Source organism: Paenibacillus sp. N22P23 (assembly GCF_059383735.1).
Map to the genome: position 1 here is coordinate 128388 of NZ_JBXENT010000006.1, position 20210 is coordinate 148597.

A 20210-nucleotide genomic window follows, 5' to 3' on the forward strand; every position below is an offset into this window, starting at 1 on the left:
GAATTCTACCTCCGGGAATGGTTTATCTGATTCGTACCGCCACAGCTGGACCTAATAATGAGTTCCGAGGGGATGACGATATTCTGAGCGCTGCGTTCTTTCTTGCGTGTGAGCAGTTTATAGAGGAGTCTCGCGCCTTCCTTGCCGATTTCATGCAGATCTGTTGTCACTGATGAGATGCTGTATTTCTCGGCAAGCTCGGAGTTCTCGAAGCTGATGAGTGCCAGGTCATCCGGGATGGAGATGCCATGCTCACTCGCGTATTCGTACACCCCGACAGCTTGCGTATCCCGACCGGATACGATGGCTGTCGGCGGCTCCTTTAAGCTAAGAAAAGCATCCGTAGCGTTGAAGCCGCTTCGTTCATGCTCATCACCGATAAACAGATACTCGTCGCGGTACCGAATTCCCGCCTCTTCTAGTGCGTCGCGGTAACCTTCAAGCCGGTCCTCGCACACGAGAAATTCGAGCGGTCCCGGACTGATGAAGGCGATTCGGGTATGTCCGAGAGCAAGCAAATGCTGCACATTGCGGTAGGCAATATCGTAATTATCGACGTCGACGGAGTTGACCTGGTTCTTCAGTCCGTTGCTGCCAATAATGACGACGGGAAAATGATGCTCGAGCAGCTCCTCGATGACGGAGGAATCGTGACTGGGCAGGCAGATCAGCACGCCGTCCATGGCACGCTCACGCATCAGCTTGATGAGCTTCGGCGTTTTGGCTTTATGGCCAAGGTTATCCCAGGAGATAAGCAGATTGTAATCTTTGTGATCCAGAATTTCGCCGATGCCTTGCAGCAGGTGGGGAAACACGCTATTGCCTGCAAAGGAGAAGAAATGTGAAGCAGGATGAGGCGTAAATAAACAGATATTGTTCGTTTTGCGAGTAACAAGGCCGCGGGCAGCAGAGTTGGGCTGATAGTTCAGCCGTTTGATCACTTCGAAGATGCGTTCCTTCGTTTCGGGTGCGACAGGAGCGGTACCATTAAAGGCGAAAGAAACCGTAGAAATCGATACTCCGGCTTCTCGCGCAATATCTTTGATCGTGACGCTGCGGTCTGATTTCTTCATCGCTCGCACCCTCTAAAAACGTTTTTATAGGGGTAACGTAGCATACGGAACTTAGAGCGTCAATAAATGGATTTGCTATGAGAAATGAGGGTGGAGCAGAGCGGAATGCGCTTTACATGGGGAGACATGGCTGCTGAAGGAGCTGTTCCGCGGCGTCCATTTCTCGCGGCGGCATAGCTAGTGATAGGTGCAGAGGCAAGCGCTGTCACCTAGTACGCTCTAACGAATCTCAGAGGTCTTATTTCAACCAAATGAGCGAGCTTGAAAATCTAACGAATCCTGAAAAGGGGCTATTTTCGGGCAAATAAGGCCTCTACGATTCGTTAGAGTGAGTGGCCTTTAGCACAAGTGCGACATGATTTCATAATTGCCAGGGTATACTCTGTACTGCATACTGGTAAAGAGTACCTGGGAAAGGGAGGAGATCGAGGTGGACCGAATCGCTCAAACCGTTCCATATGGCTACGAGCCGCCTAAGGAGCAGTTGAAAGGGACGATGATTGTGTACGATTCCTTCCAGCGGATGTCAAACGAAAGTCTATCATTTGTCGTGGAAACAGCGGTGAAGCTTCGTTTTGCCAAGCTGGTGCTGTACCCGCTGCATGAAGAGACGATCAGACGGATGACGAAGGAAAACGTACTTCCTTACTATAAAAGGCTGGATCGGCTGCATGACTGGAAGCGCGAGCTTGAGGCCGGGCATGAGGTTGGCCGCGGGTTAACCATTAGCATAGAGGGGCTGGAGGGCAAGCGGAAGAAGTATACGCCGATCGAGGCGGCACTGCGCCATCTGGCAGAGTCCTACCCCTCTCCTTATTTCTTGTATGTCACACCGGAGACGGCTAATTTGTTCGCCTCTTACTCTTCTTTCGAGGAGTGGATCGTGAAATTAAGACTGCTGCTTGCTTCTAAACCGTCGCAAGCGCTGCATCCCAAGCTGGAGCAGTATCGCCATCGTTGGGATATAGCAGGCGAATAACATGCAAACAAGCCCCGATCGGCACATGTGATCGAGGGCTTGTTTTGGCTTAGTCAGGGTTTAGTTGTGGGAGGGGCAGGCAGTTCGAAAAGGATGAGGATGAAGATTAGGCAGCTTTCGAAGGGGAAAGGGGCTTGTCCGTATTGCGATCTGCGATCATGCGAAGCTCTTGAAGCAGGACGTTCAGTTCGTTACGTAAATCAATTAGTTCTTTACTGCAGCGGGCTTGCAGCTTGTTTAGCTCTCTATCTGACAGCTGATTTTGTTTGACCTGATAAATCAGTTTGTTGGTCATGGTGTCACTTTCGCTTAACTTTGTGGTATAGATGATGGCATTCAAAGACGTGGACATGGTGCAGCTCCTTCGTGGTTTATTTGAACCCAGTATAGCAAGGAATGATTAGAGGAAGATGTGAGAATTGTAAAAGCTGTGTTAGCTTTTGGTCCAATGTCCTGCAACTGGTTGCTTCGTTCGCTCGTCATAGGTAGAGATAGAGAATGGGGCAAGTTGGGTAATCAACGAATATGAGGTGATGACGATGGGAAGAGGAACAAGATTGGCGATGCTGGCCATGGCCGTACTGCTGGGGACATCCTTACTGGTGCCGGGCTATAATGCTTCTGCAAAGGCGGTAACTGCACCGGCAGAGTCTGCTGCAGCCTGCAGAACCGACGACCACGGGCTTTCCTTAATGGCAATGAAGGACACAGACGCTCCGCACATGCAGGCAATCCAGTTCTTAGGCGCCAACATCGGACGCGCGGCCGGGAACGGCTTCATGATCGGGACATCAGACGGCGGCTGTCACTGGCAGGCGATCTATAACACAGGCAAGCTGAGCTTCAACCAGCTCGAGTTCTTGACCAATTCGGTCGGCTACGTGCTTGCGAAGACGAGTGCAACGAAGCAGAATACGCTGCTGAAGACGACAAATGGCGGATCCAGCTATACGTGGGTACCGACAGGGCAGTATGGTTTTGATCGGATTGATTTTCTGAGCGAAAAGGTCGGTTATGGATTTACGCGCGCCTTCACCTTCAAGACGACCAATGGCGGACAGACATGGACCAAGGTGACGACACCGCCCAATTCCCGCTATGTTCATTTCATAACGGAGGATAAGGGCTGGGTGATTACGGTGCTGGCAGCCGGTGGTTATGAGGTGAAGCGCACGATTGACGGCGGTCGCCACTGGACCGATTCACTCAAGGTAAAAGCGGCAGTCAATTACGGCGGAGCCATCTATGGAACGGACAGCGCGGATATTTGGGTGCTGCTGTATGGCGATTCCGGGATGTCCCAGACGTCGTACTCGCTGTTCCATACCACGGATGCAGGTGCGCACTGGAAGCAAGTGATCTCGCGTCCTACAGCGGGAGGCGGACCGGCGCCGGGGCCGGTTGCCCCCGAGGGTAAGCTTGTCGGACCAGCGGGAAGGCCGACAGATATGGCTGTCATCGGAAGCAAAGCGGCATTCCTTGTTGCCGGAAGCGGCGCGATGGATGAGCTGCAATTCGGCCGTTCACTCGATAATGGGAAGACATGGAGCAATTTGCCCGCGGCCGCGCCGGGATATGAAGGGAAGCTTTCGTTCGTGTCCTCGACGACTGGCTATCTGGCGGTAACGAGCCTCTCGAAGTCCGGTGTCTATCGGACCGTTGACGGCGGGAAGACATGGGCGAAACGATTTTCACTGCCAGAACCTCAATAATTGATGATATAATGGGAGCAAAAAAGGCGGTGAACGAGCGCGATGATTCACCACGAGGGCGTTCATCATGTCAGCTTGATCGTGACCGATATCGAGCGAGCTAAGGCATTTTATCGGGATGTAATCGGCTTGCAGGAAATTCAGCGGCCGGCGTTTGATTTTGAAGGGGCATGGTATGCCGTTGGCAGCGGCGGCCAGCAGCTGCACCTGCTCGTGCATGAAGGCGAGACGAAGCGCAGCGGGGGCATTGATACGCGGGATGGGCATTTTGCGATTCGCGTAGCTGACTTCGACGAAACGATCGATTGGCTGAATGAGTGCGGCATTCCGCATCGCCACAACCGCAACAGTATCACGGGCTTCTCCCAGATTTTCCTGCTCGATCCCGATCATAATGTGATTGAGCTGAATGCCGCACGGCAGGATGCATGAGCAAAAGTTAAGGCCGACTATCACGCGTAACGTCGATGACGTTCACGCATGGGAGTCGGCCTTTTTCTAGTTATGGTGTCTCTATCCTTCCACCATGAGCAGCTCCTGAATTTCCTCGGCGGTGAGGGCAGAGAGCGCCTCTTGACCAGGTTGAATGACCTCGTCGATGAGGTTTTTCTTGCGCTGCTGCAGCTCGTACATTTTGTCTTCGACCGTGCCTTCCGAGACAAGTCGGATGACTTGGACGACCTTCTTCTGTCCGATGCGATGAGCGCGGTCCGCGGCCTGCTGCTCTACGGCAGGGTTCCACCAGAGGTCATACAGAATGACGGTGTCTGCACCCGTGAGGTTAAGCCCCGTACCTCCGGCTTTAAGCGAGATGAGAAACAGATCCCGTTCGCCTTCGTTAAATCTGGTGCTCAGCTCAGCACGCTCCGAAGACGGAGTGCTGCCATCCAGGTAGAAATGGGGAATTTCGCGCCGATGCATTTCCAGCTTGATGATCTTCAGCATTTCAACAAACTGGGAGAACACGAGCAGCCGCTTGCCTGCTTCTCGGCATTCCTCGATCAGCTCAAGCAGCTGCTCCAGCTTGGCAGAGCTGCCCGAGTAGTCCTCGATGAAGAGGGCAGGGTGGCAGCATAACTGGCGCAGCCGAGTGAGGCCGGCCAAGATCCTGATCCGATTCTTATGCAGCGTATCTTTGTTCAGATGCTTCAGCGTCTCTTCGCGAAGCTTGGCGAGATAGGCTGCATACAGCTTCTTCTGCTCCGGCAGCAGCTTCGACACCTGCGTGGACTCGATCTTCTCCGGCAGCTCCTTCAAGACGTCGGTCTTTACGCGGCGCAGCAAGAACGGACGCGAACGCTTCGCGACTACTTCGCGCGGCAGATCGCCGAATGCGCGTCTTGCCGGGAAGAGCTCCGGGCACACGGCATCGAAAATCGACCATAGATCCTCCAGCCGATTCTCGACCGGCGTCCCCGTTAAAGCAAAGCGATGGCGGGCCTGCAGCAGCTTAACGCTTTGCGCTGTCTGGGTGGTGTAATTCTTGAAAGCTTGCGCCTCATCCAGAATCAAGGTGTGAAAGGACATTCCCGCATAAGCTTCGATGTCCCGCCTTAGCAGCGGATACGACGTAATCAAGACATCAGGCGTAGAGTCTCTCCGCAAAATAGCATCTCGTTCATGCTTCGTGCCGTCAACAATGGCTACGCGAAGATCCGGCGCGAATTTACGCAGCTCATTGCGCCAGTTGTAGGTGATGGAGGCGGGAGCGACGATAAGTGCCGGTATCCGTTCTTCCCGAATGACCGGTAGGAATGATTGTAGAAAAGCGATAGCCTGCACCGTCTTGCCAAGCCCCATATCGTCTGCAAGAATTCCGCCGAAGCCATAACGCGCCAGCGTTCGCATCCATTGGTAGCCATAGATCTGATAGTCACGCAGCACACCTGTCATCCCTTCCGGAATCTCGAAGTCCAGGTTGTCGGGATTTCGAAGGTTCTCTAGGAGCTGTCTGAGCGGCTTATCAAGCTTGACCGAGCTGCCTTGCCTCGGTGTATCCATCAGATGCAGGCCGCGGAAGAGCGGAATGGAAATGCCGGAATCACGCAGATCCTTCAGCGTAAAACGAGCTTCATTGATCATGCGGATAATTTCCTGCATCGCCTCCGTCTCAAGCGGCATTAGGGCACCGGTTGCCAGGCGGTGAAACTTTCTTTTCTCCTCGATCGATTTAAGCAGCTTGCGAATTTCGGCTTCGGGTATTCCCTCGATATCGAATTTGAAATCCAGCCAATTCGTCCGTTCATTGAACTGCACCTTCACAATCGGCGGCACACTTCCCGTATGGATGCGTGTGCGCACAGCCGAAGTGGCATGCACCGTTAGCAGCTTCTCCAGCTGAGGCACGACATGGTAGAGGAAATGATATTCACTTTCTTCATCACCTAAGAAGTAGCCGGCTTCCGTCTTGGCGAAGGAGGCCTCCTCCATGAGTGTGAGGATTTGGCGTTCCTGTTCCCCATCGCGCACCAGAATCGGCCCGTCTGTACGAACTTCGCTCTCCGATTCCAGCGGATTAATGATGAGATCGCCATAATGGAATTCAAGTGCAGCCAGGAGCCTGTCCCGAACACGGTCGAGGAACAGCTTGGCTTTAAGCGGCCGCTGCGTGATGCGGCGCGATACGTCTTCCGCGATATGGACACTGCCGAGCTTCAGCAGCTCCGGCACGACGCGTTCCATGAAGGGCTCGATTTGTTCCGGCAAAATCGGGATATATGGGAGCGCTGAGCGTTCTTGCAGCTGCTTCAGCTCGGCTAGCCTGCGGCAAGCAGCAGGCGGCAGTTCGATTAGGCTGCCTTCGGCGAGAACAAGTCCATAGGCTTCGATGACGGTCAGTTGGTCCAAGCCTTGTGCATGAATATGATAGCTGCCCCGCTCATCACTAAGCTGCTGAAGATCGAATGTCAGCGGAATCCGCTGATCCGAAATGAGGATAGCGGGATAAACGGTATTGTCTTGTTCGAGCATCGTCGATGGCGCACCTGTCAATGCAGCGAGAAGAGACTTCCAAGCGCCAGGCGGGATCGGAAGCATCCGCTGGCCGCTGAGCGGAGCCGCATGCACAGCATAGACGCTGGACGTTTCCTGGTACAGGCGTTCCTGCCGCAGCACCTCAATAAGCTGCTTTATGACCTCGAAATCTTGGGGCAGGAAGCTGTGCTGCAGTGGGTCGTAGATGAACGATTTGGATATCGCAAATGATTCGCTAAGCTCGATATGACGGAGAAAATCGCGTACTTGCTGTACGATGAACGGCCGCTTCGTTCCGACCTTCAGTTCGATGCCGAGCAGAATCTTGCCCCCGCTATAGGTGAACGGTTTACAGATGAAGGTTGCGGCAAGCGGCTCGCGGGTATCGAACCGAGTCTGGGCTCCGCTGATTGGTCTGCGAGCACCGGCAGGCGCGAACATCGAGAGCAGCTCGCGGGCAAGCTCGCCGTTCGTTGCGGCTGGCTCATCGGCGGTGACTAAGCCTGAGCCGGAGCCGGAGCCTGCTGCATGTCCACCCGGAGCTCGGCCGCTCTGCTGCGCATCGTATAAGAGCAATAGGACGGCGGCAATATGAGAACAATATTTGTCGTAGGAAGACAAGGAAGGACAGGTGCATTTGGCGGCGACATCGCCGTCGTCATCGATACGGATGCCAACCTCGAATGTCTCCTGCAGCTTGACTGTCGCCTCGCATCGTGCGGCGTCCGGATCGTAATAGGTAATCGCCACTTTCCGGCTTCGGAAGGCGGCTTCCCCTTTCTTATAAGAAAGCTGCCCGCACATGGAGAAGATAGCGGACTGCGTAAGATGGTAGCTCATGTGCGGTATGTTCCTTTCCCTACTCACCTTGCCCGGGGCAAGGGGTCTGCTAATGAAGCTCTATCAGCATCATAACCGTTTTGATAACGGCTGCACCAGTTTATTGCATCACAATAGTAAAAAGAGCTGAATCCCTGACGCTTGCTGTCAGCAGGAACTCAGCTCTTCTTGTGTTACGATTCTTCTTGCAGTTCGTCTTGCAGTTGTTCAAGCGCCCATTCCGCCCAGCTCAGATCAGACTGGATGGAGAACCGACCTCTTTGCATCAGGAGTCGCATGCCCCGTGAAGGAGCGGGTTCCTTGGTGGAATAGAATTCGATTTTACGATCCAGCCAGTGCAGGCGGTCGCGGCAGTAGTTGACGCGAAGCTCAAGCTGGCGCTTGCTATCAGCCAAATTGCCTTGATCCATGGCGAAGATTTTGAGCGTTAATTCATCACGTGTTACCGGTTCGTTCGCAGGCACAGACAGCCATGCGCGAAGCGCGTCCCGGCCTGTATCGGTTATCGAGTACACCTTCTTATCCGGCTTGTCCGTCTGGGTGACGAGCACATGCCGAACGTAGCCGTCGCCTTCCATTTGGGAAAGGAGCGGATAAATTTGACTGTGCTTGGCCGGCCAACAGGACTGGATTTTCAACATCAGATCGTAACCTGAATCAGGTGAATAGGCGAGAAAACTAAGGAGTCCGTAAGCAAGGGTATTCATAGGCAGTCCCTTTCCATACGTAAGTTTTGACATATCCCTGGGAGTGATATATGATTGTCATTGGCTTTGATTATATGTAAATACCGACATATATGCAACTAGCGCCGGTAGAGGTGCCAGTTGGGGAAAGATGGTCTGGTATTGAGGGGGAAAACAAGTTGACTGAACAGGAGCAGCAGGACAAAGTGAAGTTTTGGCCGATTATGACGGCGATCTTTGTCGGCTCTTTTTTGTGTGTGTTGGCGTCGAGTACGATTAATATCGCGCTGCCGATTTTGCAGGATCATTTCCATACGACGCTTAGCTCCATCCAATGGACGCTGACCGGATTTATGCTGGCAATGGGCACGTTAGCCCCGATTGTCGGTTATTTGGGAGAAAAATTCAGCTATAAGCGGCTTTATTTATTCGCACTTATTGGATTCGTTGTTGCTTCTATTCTGTGTGCCGCTTCATGGGACGAATATTCGCTTATCGCTTTCAGGGTTATGCAAGGTGCATTCAGCGGCTTGATCTTGCCGGCATCGATGGCTATTATCTATCAAGTCGTTCCGCGTGAGAAACAAGCGATGGCGATTGCGCTGTGGTCGCTCGCGGCGATGATGGCACCGGCGATCGGACCAACGTTCAGCGGCTGGCTGCTCGAGAATTTTGCTTGGCAGTGGCTGTTCTTGATGAACATTCCGATTGGCTTGATCTCGATTGTGTTGGTGTTTGCCTTTATTCCTTATTATCGTCTCAGCGTGCCGAAGAGTTTCGATGGCTTCGGATTCGTGACCGTCCTTGTCAGCAGTTCTTCGTTGCTGCTTGCGCTTGGTCAAGGTCACAACTGGGGCTGGGACTCGGCTCGCATTATTTCGCTTCTCATTGTAGGCGCCGTAACGCTGGTGCTGTTCATTTGGCAGGAATTGCGAACCGATACTCCGCTGCTTGATCTGCGCGTATTTAAGAATGGGCGTTATACGCTAAACTTAATTATCACGATCGTTCTGACGATCAGTTTGTACTCCGGTACATTCCTGACGCCAATCTTCCTGCAGCGCATTCAGCATGTATCCGCAATGGATACAGGATTGATCCTGCTTCCAGCCTCCTTGGCTATGGCGCTTATTATGCCTATTGTCGGCAAATTGTATGGGATGGTTGGACCACGCTGGTTGATGGCGATTGGGATTCCGCTGCTTGCGATCGGTACGCTGACGCTTAGCTGGCTGAGTATCGACGTTTCCCATTCCTACATCCTCTGGTGGATGACGGTACGGAACTTGGGTATCGCGATGGTTATGATGCCTGCCAGCAATGCGGCGATGGAGCAAATCCCGCGTCATCTGGTTGGTCATGCTTCTTCGATCTCCAACTGGACGCGTAACGTATTCGGGTCCTTCGCGATTGCGATCTTCACGACGCTGCTTGCCTCGCGTTCGGTTACGCACGGCACGAACTTAGCGATGGCCGGCGATACGAACGAGCTGCACATCGCCAATATGGCATTCACGATGAGTGTCAACGACGTGTATCTGCTCGCTACATTAATTGCTGCTGTTGCATTCCCGCTAGCGCTGTTCGTCGGCAAAGCGAAGCAGCAGAAGATTGCTGTAGTGGAAGAACCCCAATCGGCGTCCGCATAGCCCGTCAATTGAAAGTAAGCCTCTCCGTTGTCTGATGAGACGATGGGGAGGCTTTTTTGCGCTCACTGCTCTAACGAACCACAGAGGCCTTATTCGGCCCAAAATCGGGGTTTCTAAATTCTAACGAACCCAGGAGGTCTTATTTGGTGAAAATGAGCCCAAATAGACCCCAAATCCACTAAATAAGGCCCTGTGGGTTCGTTAGATTTTTTTGGCCGCTATTTGAGCGCAAATAAGACCTCCACAGTTCGTTAGAACAAAATGTGTGTAGTTTGCAGGTGCGCAGAGGTCATTTTTTGTGTGCAAAATATGGTATGGTGAGTAGAGTGAAATGAATGCTGCTTGCTGAATGTGGATTTCGGCGGGAAGATGAATTAGAAAGGGACGAGCAATATGCGATTCGTAGAGATGGATGAATGTTATCTGCCGCAGGTGCTGGAGATTTACAACCATTATGTTGAGCATACGACGGTTTCTTTTCATACGGTTGCCCTGACGCCAGATGAAATTCGGCCTAATGTGATGCCTGCCAACCCGCTGTATAGCACGTATGTTTGCGAAGAAGACGGCGAGATTATCGGTTACGGTCTGCTCACGCAGCATAAGAACAAGCAAGCCTATAATACGACGGCAGAGGTCACGATCTATTTGGCCCCGGAGCATCTCGGCAAGCGGATCGGTGCAGAGATGGTCGCTTTTCTAGAGACGAAAGCGCGCGAAAGCGAGTTTCATGTACTGGTTGCGACGGTGTGTACGGAGAATGAGCGAAGTATCCGCCTGTTTGAGCGCCTCGGTTACGAGCGGGCAGCTCTATTCAAGGAAGTTGGGCGTAAGTTTGGCAGATGGCTCGACATTGCGAGCTACCAGAAGATCCTGAGATAAGAAGCGGCAGCTCCCGCAGCTTCAACAATCCAAGCGAAGGAAGGATACAAGCCTATGAATAACCTAACCAAATTTCGAATCGCCAGACCGGCACATGATCTATTTGAAGCTTTTGCAGACCCTGCGAAGATCGGCAACTTCTGGTTCTCATCCAGCTCGGAGCGATGGGAGCAAGGCAAGAGCATTACACTGCTCTACAAAGAGTACAACGCTGAAGTGGGCATAACACTGCTCGAAGTTGAGGCCGATAAAAGGATCGTATTTCAATGGGCCGGCGAGGACCATATTGTCACGATTACGCTGGAAGAGCAGCCTGATGCGAGCACGATTATTACCGTTAACGAAGAGGGATTCCAAGAGAATGATCCCGAGCTGCTGCACAAAATCGTGGACAACAAAGAAGGCTGGGTGTTTGTGCTGTCGTGCTTGAAAGGCTACTTGGAGTTCGGCGTAACGCAGCTTCGGACAGGCATTGTTAAATAAATAGGCTAGGCAAAGGCAGTTCGGGCTAGGACAGAAGCAAGATGTCCACATCTGAGCTGCCTTTTGTCGTTCGCAGATTACCGATACCGAAGTCGAAACTCCTTCGGTCGCGCTCCCGTGTGCTTACTGAAGCAGCGGACGAAATACGGGAAGGTTTGGAAGCCGGTTTCTTCGGCGATTTTGCCGATGGGCTCGCCCGTGTGAATGAGCAGCTGTTTGGCCTGCTCGATGCGGTAGCGGGTGAGGTAGTCTTGCGGCGTGCAGCCGAATGCTTTCTTCATGCAGAGCGCGATGTAGTTGGCGTGAAAATGCAGCTGATCCGACAGCTCCTTATAGCTAAGCTGCTCCCGATAATTGCGGCGCAAGAAAGCGGCGGCTTCATCCGCCAGCGCAAGTTGCGGGTCCTTGGCGGCAGCGCTGCTGCCCTCCTCTTGCAGCTGGAGCAGCAGCTCGAGCAGAAGTGTTTGCTGGCGGAAACGGGCGGCTGCATGGAAATCGGCATGCAGCAGCAGCAGCTTTTCCAATCGTTCGTAAACGCCTTCCCGTGCATGCAGTTCGCCGAATCTCGGGACATGAAACACGAATGTCTCGATATGTGTATGCGGATCAGAGGCAGGCGGGAATAGATGCGGTTCGCGTTCCGCCACGACGCTCCAGCTGCCTAGCGTTTGAAAATGGAGCCAGTAGAAATGCGTCTCCTCGCGGCAGGGGATCACGGTCTTGTGCGAGCGGTCCGGACGCAGAATCGCAAACTGATTAGCCAGAACGGTGAGCGCAGCCCCATCCTCTTCCAGATAGAGAGCGCCGCGTGTTACCGCGAGCAAGTCGAATACGCCAATGCTTGCGCGGTCCGGGTGTTTGCCGCCTGCTGCATACGTATCTTCACCTGAGGTGATGTAGTGCGGCATAGGAGGAGAAGTGAATCGGAACATTGGCGTGCAGCTCCTTCCGGGAAGGTTTCCTTTTATCATAAGGGTTCATAAGGGTTTATGCCATATATGGCAATTTAGGCTTATGTTGTGATTGGATAAAAAGGGGTTGTCATCGGCTATCGGCTGCGGCTGCGTGAACATGCTATATTCGCTTCATAGCTATCTTGTATGAAGAAGGAGACGACTCGCATGGAGACGACGACAAATAAACTGATTGCCACTGCATTTCAAGCGTTACCGCTAGGGGCGATTAAGCCAGCAGGCTGGCTCCGCAATCAATTACGTATTCAGGCCGATGGATTAACCGGACATTTGGAAGAGCATTGGAGTGATGTCGGTTCGGCGAACGGCTGGATCGGAGGTCACGGCGAGAGCTGGGAGCGCGGGCCTTATTATTTGGACGGCCTGCTGCCGCTTGCTTATTTGCTGGAGGATGAGAAGCTGATTGCCAAAGCGCAGCGCTGGGTGGAATGGTCGCTCGCAAGCCAAGGGGAGGACGGCAACTTCGGTCCGCGCGGAACGATTCAATCGGTCAATAACGACATCAACAAGAAGCATGACTGGTGGCATTACATGATCATGCTCAAGGTGATGACGCAATATGCGGAAGTAACGGGGGATGAGCGCGTTGTTCCATTCTTGACCCGCTATTTCCGTTACGTTCACAGTCACATCGCATCCAACCCGCTTGAAGGGTGGGCGAAGGCTCGCGGGGCAGAGATGATGCTGTGCGTGCAATGGCTGTACAAAGTGACCGGAGAGGCGTTCCTGCTGGAGCTGGCAGCGACAGTGGCCGAGCAGACGCTCGATTGGACAGATGTATTCCATGACTTCCCCTACTGGCGCAAAGTGGAGGAGTGGGATTGGAGCACGCATGTCGTCAACGTGGCCATGGGTATCAAAACACCAGCCATCCGCTATGAGCTTAGCGGCGTGGAAGCCGAGCTTGCGGCCGTTCATCGCGGCATCGACAGCCTGATGACGTACCATGGTCAAGCGCATGGCATGTTCTCCGGCGACGAGTGGCTGTCCGGTACGAGCCCAAGTCAAGGCGTCGAGCTATGTGCCGTGGTCGAATATATGTATTCGATGGAGCATTTGACCCGCGTATTCGGCGAAGGACGGTTCGGCGATATTTTGGAAAAGGTGGCGTTCAACGCACTCCCTGCCGCAATCTCCAAGGACTGGACGTCGCATCAATACGATCAACAGGTGAATCAGATCGTATGCAATGTGGCTCCGCGGGCTTGGAGCAATGGCCCGGATGCGAACTTGTTTGGTTTGGAACCGCATTTCGGCTGCTGCACGTCGAATATGCATCAAGGCTGGCCTAAGTTTACGTCCCACCTGTGGATGGGGGACGGGAACGGCGGCTTGGCAGCTGTGTCGTATGCGCCTAGCGTAGTAAACGCTGCTGTTGGCAGTGGTGCGGCGGCTACCGTAACGGTGAGCGGTGAGTATCCGTTCCGGGATACGGTTAGCATGGCCGTGTCGCTGGATCGTCCGAGTGAAACCTTCGCCATTTCGCTGCGGATTCCGGCTTGGTGTGGTTCGCCTGCCTCGTCGGTTAATGGTGCTAACGTTTCGCTTAACATCGTTAACGGCTATGCGCGGATCGAGCGTGAGTGGAAGAACGGGGATGTGCTGACGCTTCGTTTGCCGATGGTTGTGACGACGACGTCCCGTAATTTGTACGCCATTAGCGTTGAACGCGGACCTCTTGTCTATGCTCTTCCGATTCAAGAGAATTGGCAGCTGCTGACGAAGCGGGCGAAGTTTCACGATTGGGAGGTTTACCCGGGCTCGCCTTGGAAATACGGTCTCTTAGCAGACAATGATTACGCGGTTAGCGAAAGTGAAGTGCCGTATCAGCCATTCGAGGCAGAGCACGCACCTGTTCGGTTGAGGGCAACCGGGCAGCTGGTGCGCGAGTGGAAAATGGAAGGCAACAACGCGGGGACGCCGCCGATCTATCCAAAGACCGAAGGTCAGGAGATGGCGGAATTGACGCTTGTCCCTTACGGCAGCGCGCGGCTGCGGATCGGCGAATTCCCGCTGATCGGAGAACGCGAGAAGGCATGGAAGAAAATCGGAGCGGTTGTGGGTTGAAAAAGCGGATGAACCAAGTGGGTGATTAGCCCGGTTCATCCGCTTTTATTTGTTCATTTAATCCGGACAAGCGCGTGCTGCAGGACGTTGTTGCCGGTTTGTGGCGTAAGCGGCTCTTGGCTGAGGCCGAATACGTTGAGTATGACGTTGCGATTATATGCGTTGCGACTGATACGGACCTCGTACTTGTACTGCACATTCGATACATCTGCGTATACGAAATTCGATGTGCCTGGGGCTAGGGACACGAAACATTTTGTCGTATTGCACGGTGTTAGCGTGAGTGCGACAGGAAGGCCGCTTGACCAGTCGAATACTTGGACGCTCATTCGTAAGGCATTTCCGTAGCCCAGGTTGACGAGGTCAACGAGGGCGAAGTTGGTACCGGGATTCCGCCGAAGGATCCCGGTCGAATAAACGGCTCTGCTGTAGCTGCCCCGGGCGTTTGCTGTGCTGCTGCTTTGAACCTTACGGCTGTTTTTGCCGACATTGTTTTGCAGCTTGCTGCTGGTTGCGGTAACTTTACCGCTCCGTAACTTGCGGTTTTTTGCGAAGACGTTGCTGTTCTTTCTCATCATCGACATTCTCGCATCCCCTACTCTCTCATTCATGCTGCTAGTCTGCATACTCCTCTTAATAGATGCCAAGCGAGGCAAAATGGTACGGGTTCCCGCCCCGAAATATAAGAAAGGTTATGCATGAAATGAATGGAAACGTCCACAATATAAGGGGCTAACCATCCAGACCATACAGGCCTCAGAGAAGGAGAAGAACAAAAGCACATGAGAAGACAATTGCTAAGTCTAACGCTCGTATGCGTGCTGCTTGGGCTAGGGGTGACTCCAATAAATGCCTCGGCGTCCAGGCAGGACCATCATGCCCACCAAATACGCTATACGCAGTCCATGGTAAACCTGAACAAAGAACTCCGAAAGCTGTGGGGGGACCATGTCTACTGGACAAAAACCTACATCGTGAGTGCGACCGAAGGGCTTGCGGATCGCAACAAGGTTTTGGAGCGATTGCTCCGAAATCAGCAGGATCTCGGCAATGCCTTTAAGCCGTACTACGGCGAGAAAGCAGGCAATCAACTGGCTGAGCTGCTGCGGGAGCATATTCTGATTGCCGGTCAAGTGCTTGAAGCCGCGAAAACCGGCAATCAGGCTGACTTGGAGAAGTATAATAAGGCATGGTACCGTAACGCTGATGATATTGCTAAGTTCCTAAGCGGCGCTAACCCCAATTGGACGCACAAAGAGATTAAGAGCATGATGGATCGACATTTGCAGCTGATTACGGTTGCAGTGACTGCGAGACTGAAGAAGGACTGGAATGGGGATATTCTTGCTTTCGATGAGGGATTGGCTCACATGTTGATGTTCGCGGATATTCTAACGAATGGGGTCATCAGCCAATTTCCGGAGAAGTTCAAATAACAAGCTTGATCCATCTAAGAGGCCGCAGCGTGTAATGGCGGCCTTTTTTTCGTGCTTCGAGCAGGGTTAAGCAAGAATCATCAAGAATACAGCAATGAACCAAGTTACAATGGGAACAGCAAAGGAAGAGGAGGTCATGTACTCGAATGAGAGAGGATTACCTGCTGCAGATTCAAACGACCATTGATTACGTGGAAGCACATGTGGCGGAGGAATTATCCTTATCGCGGCTGGCGCAGGTCGCGAGGCTGTCCGACTTTCATTTCCACCGGGTCTTTCTGTCCATGGCGGGAGATACCGTAATGGAATACGTGCGTAAGCGTCGTCTGGCGTTATCGGCTTGGCAGGTAGCTTATTCGGATACAAGGCTGCTCGACATTGCACTCGATTACGGCTTTCAGAATCATGAAACGTTCACCCGCGCCTTCAAGCGCATGTTCGAGATGACGCCGGCTGATTACCGCAAACATGGGATCAAGCCGCCCGCCTACTCGAAGCTGAATGTGCTGCAGCGCAAATACAATCCTTATTTGGGAGGCATTCGCATGGAGTATCGGATTGAAACCAAACCAGCGTACAAGGTCATTGGCTACGAGCTTCAAACATCCACGAACAACGGAGAGAACCATCGCCAGATTCCGGCATACTGGCAGGAGTATTTGAAGAATGGCTGGTCGGGCCGCATTCCGAACCGCGTTCATAAGGACAGCCCGATCGAGCTCGGCATCTGCCACAGCTTCGATATGGCGACCGGAAGCTTCAAGTATCTGATTGGCATGGAAGCAGAGCACTTCGACAATGTGCCGGAGGATCTTGTTTGCCGTGAGTTCGGTGCATCCGACTATGCGGTGTTTACGACACCGAAAGTGCCGACCGAGCAGCTCTCTAACTCGATCCAAAGCACATGGGGCGCGATCTTCAGCGAGTGGTTCCCGCATTCCGGTTATGAGCATTCCGGTGCTGCGGAGTTCGAGCTGTATGATTATCGCTGCCACCCGGACCAAGAGCTGGTCGAAATGGACATTTATGTCCCCGTGAAACGCAAGGGCGCGTAAGTGCTGACTCATAGATCTGCCAATAAAAGGTGCGGCCGATAATCGGCCGCACCTTTTATTATTGCTGCCGGCAAGCGATTTCTGCGTCGTACGAGGATGCAAGTTTCGTCGACTTCTCCTTTTTCAACGGAGAAGGGGCTTGAGAATATTGTGTAGTGCCCTGTTTGGGGTGGAAAAAGGTGAACTTCCCGAAAAAATCCCGTTGAGCACAGGAAGTGCCGCGTTTATCCTAAGTCTACATGATAGAGGTAAGGAGCGAGTATGTTGAGCCATTTTTCAATAGAAGGAGATGCGTTTGTGTATGAGGGCAAGCCTGTCCGCCTTCTGTCCGGCGCTATGCATTATTTCCGGATTGTACCTTCGTACTGGAAAGACCGTTTAATGAAGTTAAAAGCTTGCGGACTGAATACGGTGGAGACGTACATTCCCTGGAATGTGCATGAGCCGAATGAAGGGCAGTTCTGTTTCGACGGAATCGCCGATGTGTTCGCTTATATCGAGCTTGCGGGCAGCCTCGGCTTGCATGTCATTGTTCGTCCGAGTCCATATATTTGTGCAGAATGGGAATTTGGCGGATTGCCTGCATGGCTGTTAGCCGATTCCGATATGCAGCTGAGATGCAGCGATCCGGCTTATCTCGGCAAGGTTGATGCTTATTACGATGCCCTTATTCCTAAGCTGAAGCCGCTGCTCTGCACGAACGGCGGACCGATTATCGCGGTGCAGATCGAGAATGAATATGGCAGCTACGGCAATGACGCCAAGTACCTGGCGTATTTGCAGAAGGCTCTAATAAAGCGAGGTATCGATGTACCGCTATTTACCTCCGATGGACCAACGGACGCGCTGCTGCAGGGCGGATCCGTTCAAGGTGTGCTGTCGACGGTTAACTTTGGTTCCAATCCGACCTCTTCTTTCGATAAGCTGAAGGACTATCAACCGGACTCTCCGTTAATGTGCATGGAATATTGGAATGGGTGGTTTGACCATTGGGGCAAGCCGCATCATACCCGCGATGCGTCAGATGCGGCAGCAGTACTGGATGAAATGCTGGCAGCCGGCGCTTCCGTCAACTTCTACATGTTCCATGGCGGCACGAACTTCGGATTCTATAACGGCGCCAACTGCCAGGAACCCAATCTCTATGAGCCGACGATTACGAGCTATGACTACGATTCACCTCTGGATGAGACCGGGGTGCCAACGGCTAAGTATTATGCGGTGCGTGAAGTCATTGCCCGTTATGAGGATCTCGGTCCACTTGAGCTTCCTCCTGCCATACCTCGCCGAGCCTACGGGCAAGTCGAACTGACGGAGCAGGCGGCTTTATGGGAGCAGCTCGATGCGCTGTCGGCACCTGTCCCATCCGTTACCCCGGTTCCGATGGAGAAGGTCGGACAGAATTATGGTTTTATTTTGTATTCGACTCGGATTTCCGGACCGCGACCTTCAGAGCAGCTTTATTTGCAAGAAGTGCGCGACCGGGCAATGGTCTATGTTGACGGCGAGTTTAAAGGCGTAATCGAGCGGGCGCAGACACCGCAATCGCTTGCGATTGAAGTGCCGGCTGGAGGAGCGAGGCTTGACATTCTCGTTGAAAACATGGGCAGAATCAACTATGGTCCTTACCTCAAAGACCGCAAAGGAATCACGGAAGGGGTTCGACTTGGTTTCCAATTTCTCTTTGATTGGACGATTCGGCCGATTCCGCTGGAAGACTTGACGAAGCTGACTTTTGCCAATGACAGCTTGAATCCCGATGGGCCAAGGTTCTATAAAGGAACTTTCCACGTCTCGGAGGCCAATGCAGATACGTTCTTGGACATGCAGGGCTGGACGAAAGGCGTCGTCTTCATCAACAACTTTAATTTGGGACGTTACTGGAGCAAGGGGCCTCAGCAAACGTTGTATGTGCCTGCCCCACTGCTTCTCGAAGGCAGCAATGAAATCATCGTTTTCGAGCTGCATGGCGCTCCACAGCAAGTATCGACGGTCATGCTCACGGATACGCCGGTTTTAAATCATCAGCCGCAATAAATGATAAATACACACAAGAAGGTGAATCCATTGACCGTACAATTACAATCGAAATTGCCGCAATCGATCCAAGACATCCTAGCCATGGCGGAGACGGAGCTCGCCGGTCACCCGAAGCTGCTCCATATGTTCAAGCAATGCTTCCCGAATACATTGGAAACCACTACACGTCTTATGGAAGACGGTACATCGTTCGTATTTACCGGCGACATCCCGGCGATGTGGCTGCGTGATTCCAGTGCACAGGTCAGACCTTATATTCAGCTGGCCTCGGAAGATCCTGAACTTGGCCGCATCATTGAAGGACTGTTGAAGCGCCAATTCCAGTGCATCCTCATTGATCCGTACGCGAATGCCTTCAACGAAGAGGCCAATGACAATCGCTACGAGAACGATATTACGGAGCTGCCTGCACCGAGCCCGTGGGTATGGGAGCGTAAATACGAGATTGATTCCCTATGTTATCCGCTACAAATCAGCTACTTGTACTGGAAACAGACAGGCAGCACAGCTGCTTTCGACGACAATTTCAAGCAGGCAGCGGCACGTATTTTGCAGCTATGGCGCATTGAGCAGAAGCATGTGGAAGAGTCTCCGTACCGTTTCACCCGCCTATCCGGTCCGCCAAGCGATACGATCCACAACAACGGAATGGGCGCACCGGTTAGCTATACAGGCATGACATGGTCCGGCTTCCGGCCAAGCGATGATGCTTGCGCCTACGGGTATCTGGTTCCGGCTAATATGTTCGCGAGCGTTGTGCTGGGCTACCTGGCTGAAATCGCAAACGAAGTGCTAGGCGATGCGTCTCTGCGGAGCGAGGCGCTTGCGCTGCAGGGAGAGATCGACCTTGGCATTCGCGACTTCGGTATCTATAAGCATCCGGTTTACGGCGAAATGTATGCCTATGAAACCGATGGAGAGGGCAATTACACGCTGATGGACGATGCGAATGTGCCGAGTTTGCTATCTATTCCTTATCTGGGTTATGCGGCAAAGGATGATCCGATTTACTTGAACACGCGCCGCTTCATTCTAAGCAAGGACAACCCGTACTACTACGAGGGCAGCCGCGCGAAAGGGATCGGAAGCCCGCATACGCCGCCGCGTTATATCTGGCACATCAGTTTGGTTATGCAGGCTCTTACTTCAACGGACGATCAGGAAATCGCTGAACTGGTGAAGCTGCTGATCGCTACCGACGGAGAGACCGGCTTTATGCACGAAGGCTTTAGCGTGGATGACCCGACTCAATTTACGAGATCATGGTTTGCTTGGGCAAACACCTTGTTCGGCGAGCTGATTCTGAAGTTGATGAAAGAGAAGAAGATTGGGGCTATGCTCGCCTAAGCGAAGCATCGTTA

General features: G+C 52.8%; 17 protein-coding genes. 11 read left to right on the top strand and 6 right to left on the bottom strand.

The features are described from left to right. Positions 1–5: 5 nt before the first annotated feature. Complete coding sequence (locus AC506A_RS22480) at positions 6–1073, bottom strand: LacI family DNA-binding transcriptional regulator (protein WP_495463232.1); 1068 nt, start codon at positions 1071–1073, stop codon at positions 6–8. A gap of 430 nt (positions 1074–1503) precedes the next feature. Between AC506A_RS22480 and AC506A_RS22485 the strand changes: the two genes are divergently transcribed. Next, on the top strand, positions 1504–2052 hold the full coding sequence (locus AC506A_RS22485) for a hypothetical protein (RefSeq protein WP_495463233.1): 549 nt from the start codon (positions 1504–1506) through the stop codon (positions 2050–2052). 106 nt (positions 2053–2158) lie between these two features. Here the strand turns inward: AC506A_RS22485 and AC506A_RS22490 are convergent, their stop codons facing one another. After that, positions 2159–2404 carry a hypothetical protein gene (locus AC506A_RS22490; protein ID WP_495463234.1) on the bottom strand — a complete coding sequence of 82 codons (246 nt, stop codon included), beginning with the start codon at positions 2402–2404 and terminating at the stop codon, positions 2159–2161. A 187-nt stretch (positions 2405–2591) separates the two neighbouring features. Here AC506A_RS22490 and AC506A_RS22495 point away from each other — a divergent pair, with 187 nt between their 5' ends. Both AC506A_RS22495 and AC506A_RS22500 read left to right on the top strand, forming a co-directional pair. Then, positions 2592–3764, top strand: a complete 1173-nt coding sequence (locus AC506A_RS22495; RefSeq protein ID WP_495463235.1) for a WD40/YVTN/BNR-like repeat-containing protein — start codon at positions 2592–2594, stop codon at positions 3762–3764. Between the two features lie 42 nt (positions 3765–3806). Further along, positions 3807–4196 carry a VOC family protein gene (locus tag AC506A_RS22500; RefSeq protein WP_495463236.1) on the top strand — a complete coding sequence of 130 codons (390 nt, stop codon included), beginning with the start codon at positions 3807–3809 and terminating at the stop codon, positions 4194–4196. 81 nt (positions 4197–4277) lie between these two features. Here AC506A_RS22500 and AC506A_RS22505 read toward each other — a convergent pair whose 3' ends face one another. Both AC506A_RS22505 and AC506A_RS22510 read right to left on the bottom strand, forming a co-directional pair. Continuing rightward, on the bottom strand, positions 4278–7577 hold the full coding sequence (locus AC506A_RS22505; protein ID WP_495463237.1) for a DEAD/DEAH box helicase: 3300 nt from the start codon (positions 7575–7577) through the stop codon (positions 4278–4280). A gap of 173 nt (positions 7578–7750) precedes the next feature. Then, on the bottom strand, positions 7751–8284 hold the full coding sequence (locus tag AC506A_RS22510; protein WP_495463238.1) for a PadR family transcriptional regulator: 534 nt from the start codon (positions 8282–8284) through the stop codon (positions 7751–7753). A 158-nt stretch (positions 8285–8442) separates the two neighbouring features. Here AC506A_RS22510 and AC506A_RS22515 point away from each other — a divergent pair, with 158 nt between their 5' ends. From AC506A_RS22515 to AC506A_RS22525, 3 genes are all read left to right on the top strand, one after another. Beyond that, entirely contained in the window at positions 8443–9912 is a 1470-nt protein-coding gene (locus AC506A_RS22515; RefSeq protein WP_495463239.1) for a DHA2 family efflux MFS transporter permease subunit, read from the top strand. A 393-nt stretch (positions 9913–10305) separates the two neighbouring features. Further along, on the top strand, positions 10306–10794 hold the full coding sequence (locus AC506A_RS22520) for a GNAT family N-acetyltransferase (protein WP_495463240.1): 489 nt from the start codon (positions 10306–10308) through the stop codon (positions 10792–10794). Between the two features lie 54 nt (positions 10795–10848). Continuing rightward, the gene (locus tag AC506A_RS22525) at positions 10849–11277 is read left to right on the top strand and encodes an SRPBCC family protein (protein ID WP_495463241.1); all 429 of its coding nucleotides are present in this window, start codon (positions 10849–10851) and stop codon (positions 11275–11277) included. Between the two features lie 77 nt (positions 11278–11354). Here the strand turns inward: AC506A_RS22525 and AC506A_RS22530 are convergent, their stop codons facing one another. Beyond that, positions 11355–12209 carry a helix-turn-helix transcriptional regulator gene (locus AC506A_RS22530; RefSeq protein WP_495463242.1) on the bottom strand — a complete coding sequence of 285 codons (855 nt, stop codon included), beginning with the start codon at positions 12207–12209 and terminating at the stop codon, positions 11355–11357. Between the two features lie 189 nt (positions 12210–12398). Here AC506A_RS22530 and AC506A_RS22535 point away from each other — a divergent pair, with 189 nt between their 5' ends. Beyond that, positions 12399–14318, top strand: coding sequence for a beta-L-arabinofuranosidase domain-containing protein (locus AC506A_RS22535; protein ID WP_495463243.1), 1920 nt, complete (start codon positions 12399–12401; stop codon positions 14316–14318). A gap of 53 nt (positions 14319–14371) precedes the next feature. On the opposite strand, the gene AC506A_RS22540 is transcribed toward AC506A_RS22535, so the two are convergent. Next, positions 14372–14902, bottom strand: a complete 531-nt coding sequence (locus AC506A_RS22540) for a hypothetical protein (RefSeq protein WP_495463244.1) — start codon at positions 14900–14902, stop codon at positions 14372–14374. A 198-nt stretch (positions 14903–15100) separates the two neighbouring features. On the opposite strand from AC506A_RS22540, the gene AC506A_RS22545 reads away from it, so the two are divergent. From AC506A_RS22545 to AC506A_RS22560, 4 genes are all read left to right on the top strand, one after another. Then, the gene (locus tag AC506A_RS22545) at positions 15101–15754 is read left to right on the top strand and encodes a glycosyltransferase (RefSeq protein WP_495463245.1); all 654 of its coding nucleotides are present in this window, start codon (positions 15101–15103) and stop codon (positions 15752–15754) included. A gap of 146 nt (positions 15755–15900) precedes the next feature. Further along, positions 15901–16809, top strand: a complete 909-nt coding sequence (locus AC506A_RS22550; RefSeq protein ID WP_495463246.1) for an AraC family transcriptional regulator — start codon at positions 15901–15903, stop codon at positions 16807–16809. 264 nt (positions 16810–17073) lie between these two features. After that, positions 17074–18846: a glycoside hydrolase family 35 protein gene (locus AC506A_RS22555; protein ID WP_495463361.1), complete on the top strand. Its 1773-nt coding sequence runs from the start codon at positions 17074–17076 to the stop codon at positions 18844–18846. An 84-nt stretch (positions 18847–18930) separates the two neighbouring features. Continuing rightward, entirely contained in the window at positions 18931–20196 is a 1266-nt protein-coding gene (locus AC506A_RS22560; protein WP_495463362.1) for a glycoside hydrolase family 125 protein, read from the top strand. Positions 20197–20210 lie beyond the last annotated feature (14 nt).

What these genes read in the sequence shown, in the direction of transcription:
- AC506A_RS22480 (WP_495463232.1), bottom strand. Translation starts at nt 1,073, where the DNA reads ATGAAGAAATCAGACCGCAGCGTCACGATCAAAGATATTGCGCGAGAA.
- AC506A_RS22490 (WP_495463234.1), bottom strand. Translation starts at nt 2,404, where the DNA reads ATGTCCACGTCTTTGAATGCCATCATCTATACCACAAAGTTAAGCGAA.
- AC506A_RS22495 (WP_495463235.1), top strand. Translation starts at nt 2,592, where the DNA reads ATGGGAAGAGGAACAAGATTGGCGATGCTGGCCATGGCCGTACTGCTG.
- AC506A_RS22500 (WP_495463236.1), top strand. Translation starts at nt 3,807, where the DNA reads ATGATTCACCACGAGGGCGTTCATCATGTCAGCTTGATCGTGACCGAT.
- AC506A_RS22505 (WP_495463237.1), bottom strand. Translation starts at nt 7,577, where the DNA reads ATGAGCTACCATCTTACGCAGTCCGCTATCTTCTCCATGTGCGGGCAG.
- AC506A_RS22510 (WP_495463238.1), bottom strand. Translation starts at nt 8,284, where the DNA reads ATGAATACCCTTGCTTACGGACTCCTTAGTTTTCTCGCCTATTCACCT.
- AC506A_RS22520 (WP_495463240.1), top strand. Translation starts at nt 10,306, where the DNA reads ATGCGATTCGTAGAGATGGATGAATGTTATCTGCCGCAGGTGCTGGAG.
- AC506A_RS22525 (WP_495463241.1), top strand. Translation starts at nt 10,849, where the DNA reads ATGAATAACCTAACCAAATTTCGAATCGCCAGACCGGCACATGATCTA.
- AC506A_RS22530 (WP_495463242.1), bottom strand. Translation starts at nt 12,209, where the DNA reads ATGTTCCGATTCACTTCTCCTCCTATGCCGCACTACATCACCTCAGGT.
- AC506A_RS22535 (WP_495463243.1), top strand. Translation starts at nt 12,399, where the DNA reads ATGGAGACGACGACAAATAAACTGATTGCCACTGCATTTCAAGCGTTA.
- AC506A_RS22540 (WP_495463244.1), bottom strand. Translation starts at nt 14,902, where the DNA reads ATGTCGATGATGAGAAAGAACAGCAACGTCTTCGCAAAAAACCGCAAG.
- AC506A_RS22545 (WP_495463245.1), top strand. Translation starts at nt 15,101, where the DNA reads ATGAGAAGACAATTGCTAAGTCTAACGCTCGTATGCGTGCTGCTTGGG.
- AC506A_RS22550 (WP_495463246.1), top strand. Translation starts at nt 15,901, where the DNA reads ATGAGAGAGGATTACCTGCTGCAGATTCAAACGACCATTGATTACGTG.
- AC506A_RS22560 (WP_495463362.1), top strand. Translation starts at nt 18,931, where the DNA reads ATGGCGGAGACGGAGCTCGCCGGTCACCCGAAGCTGCTCCATATGTTC.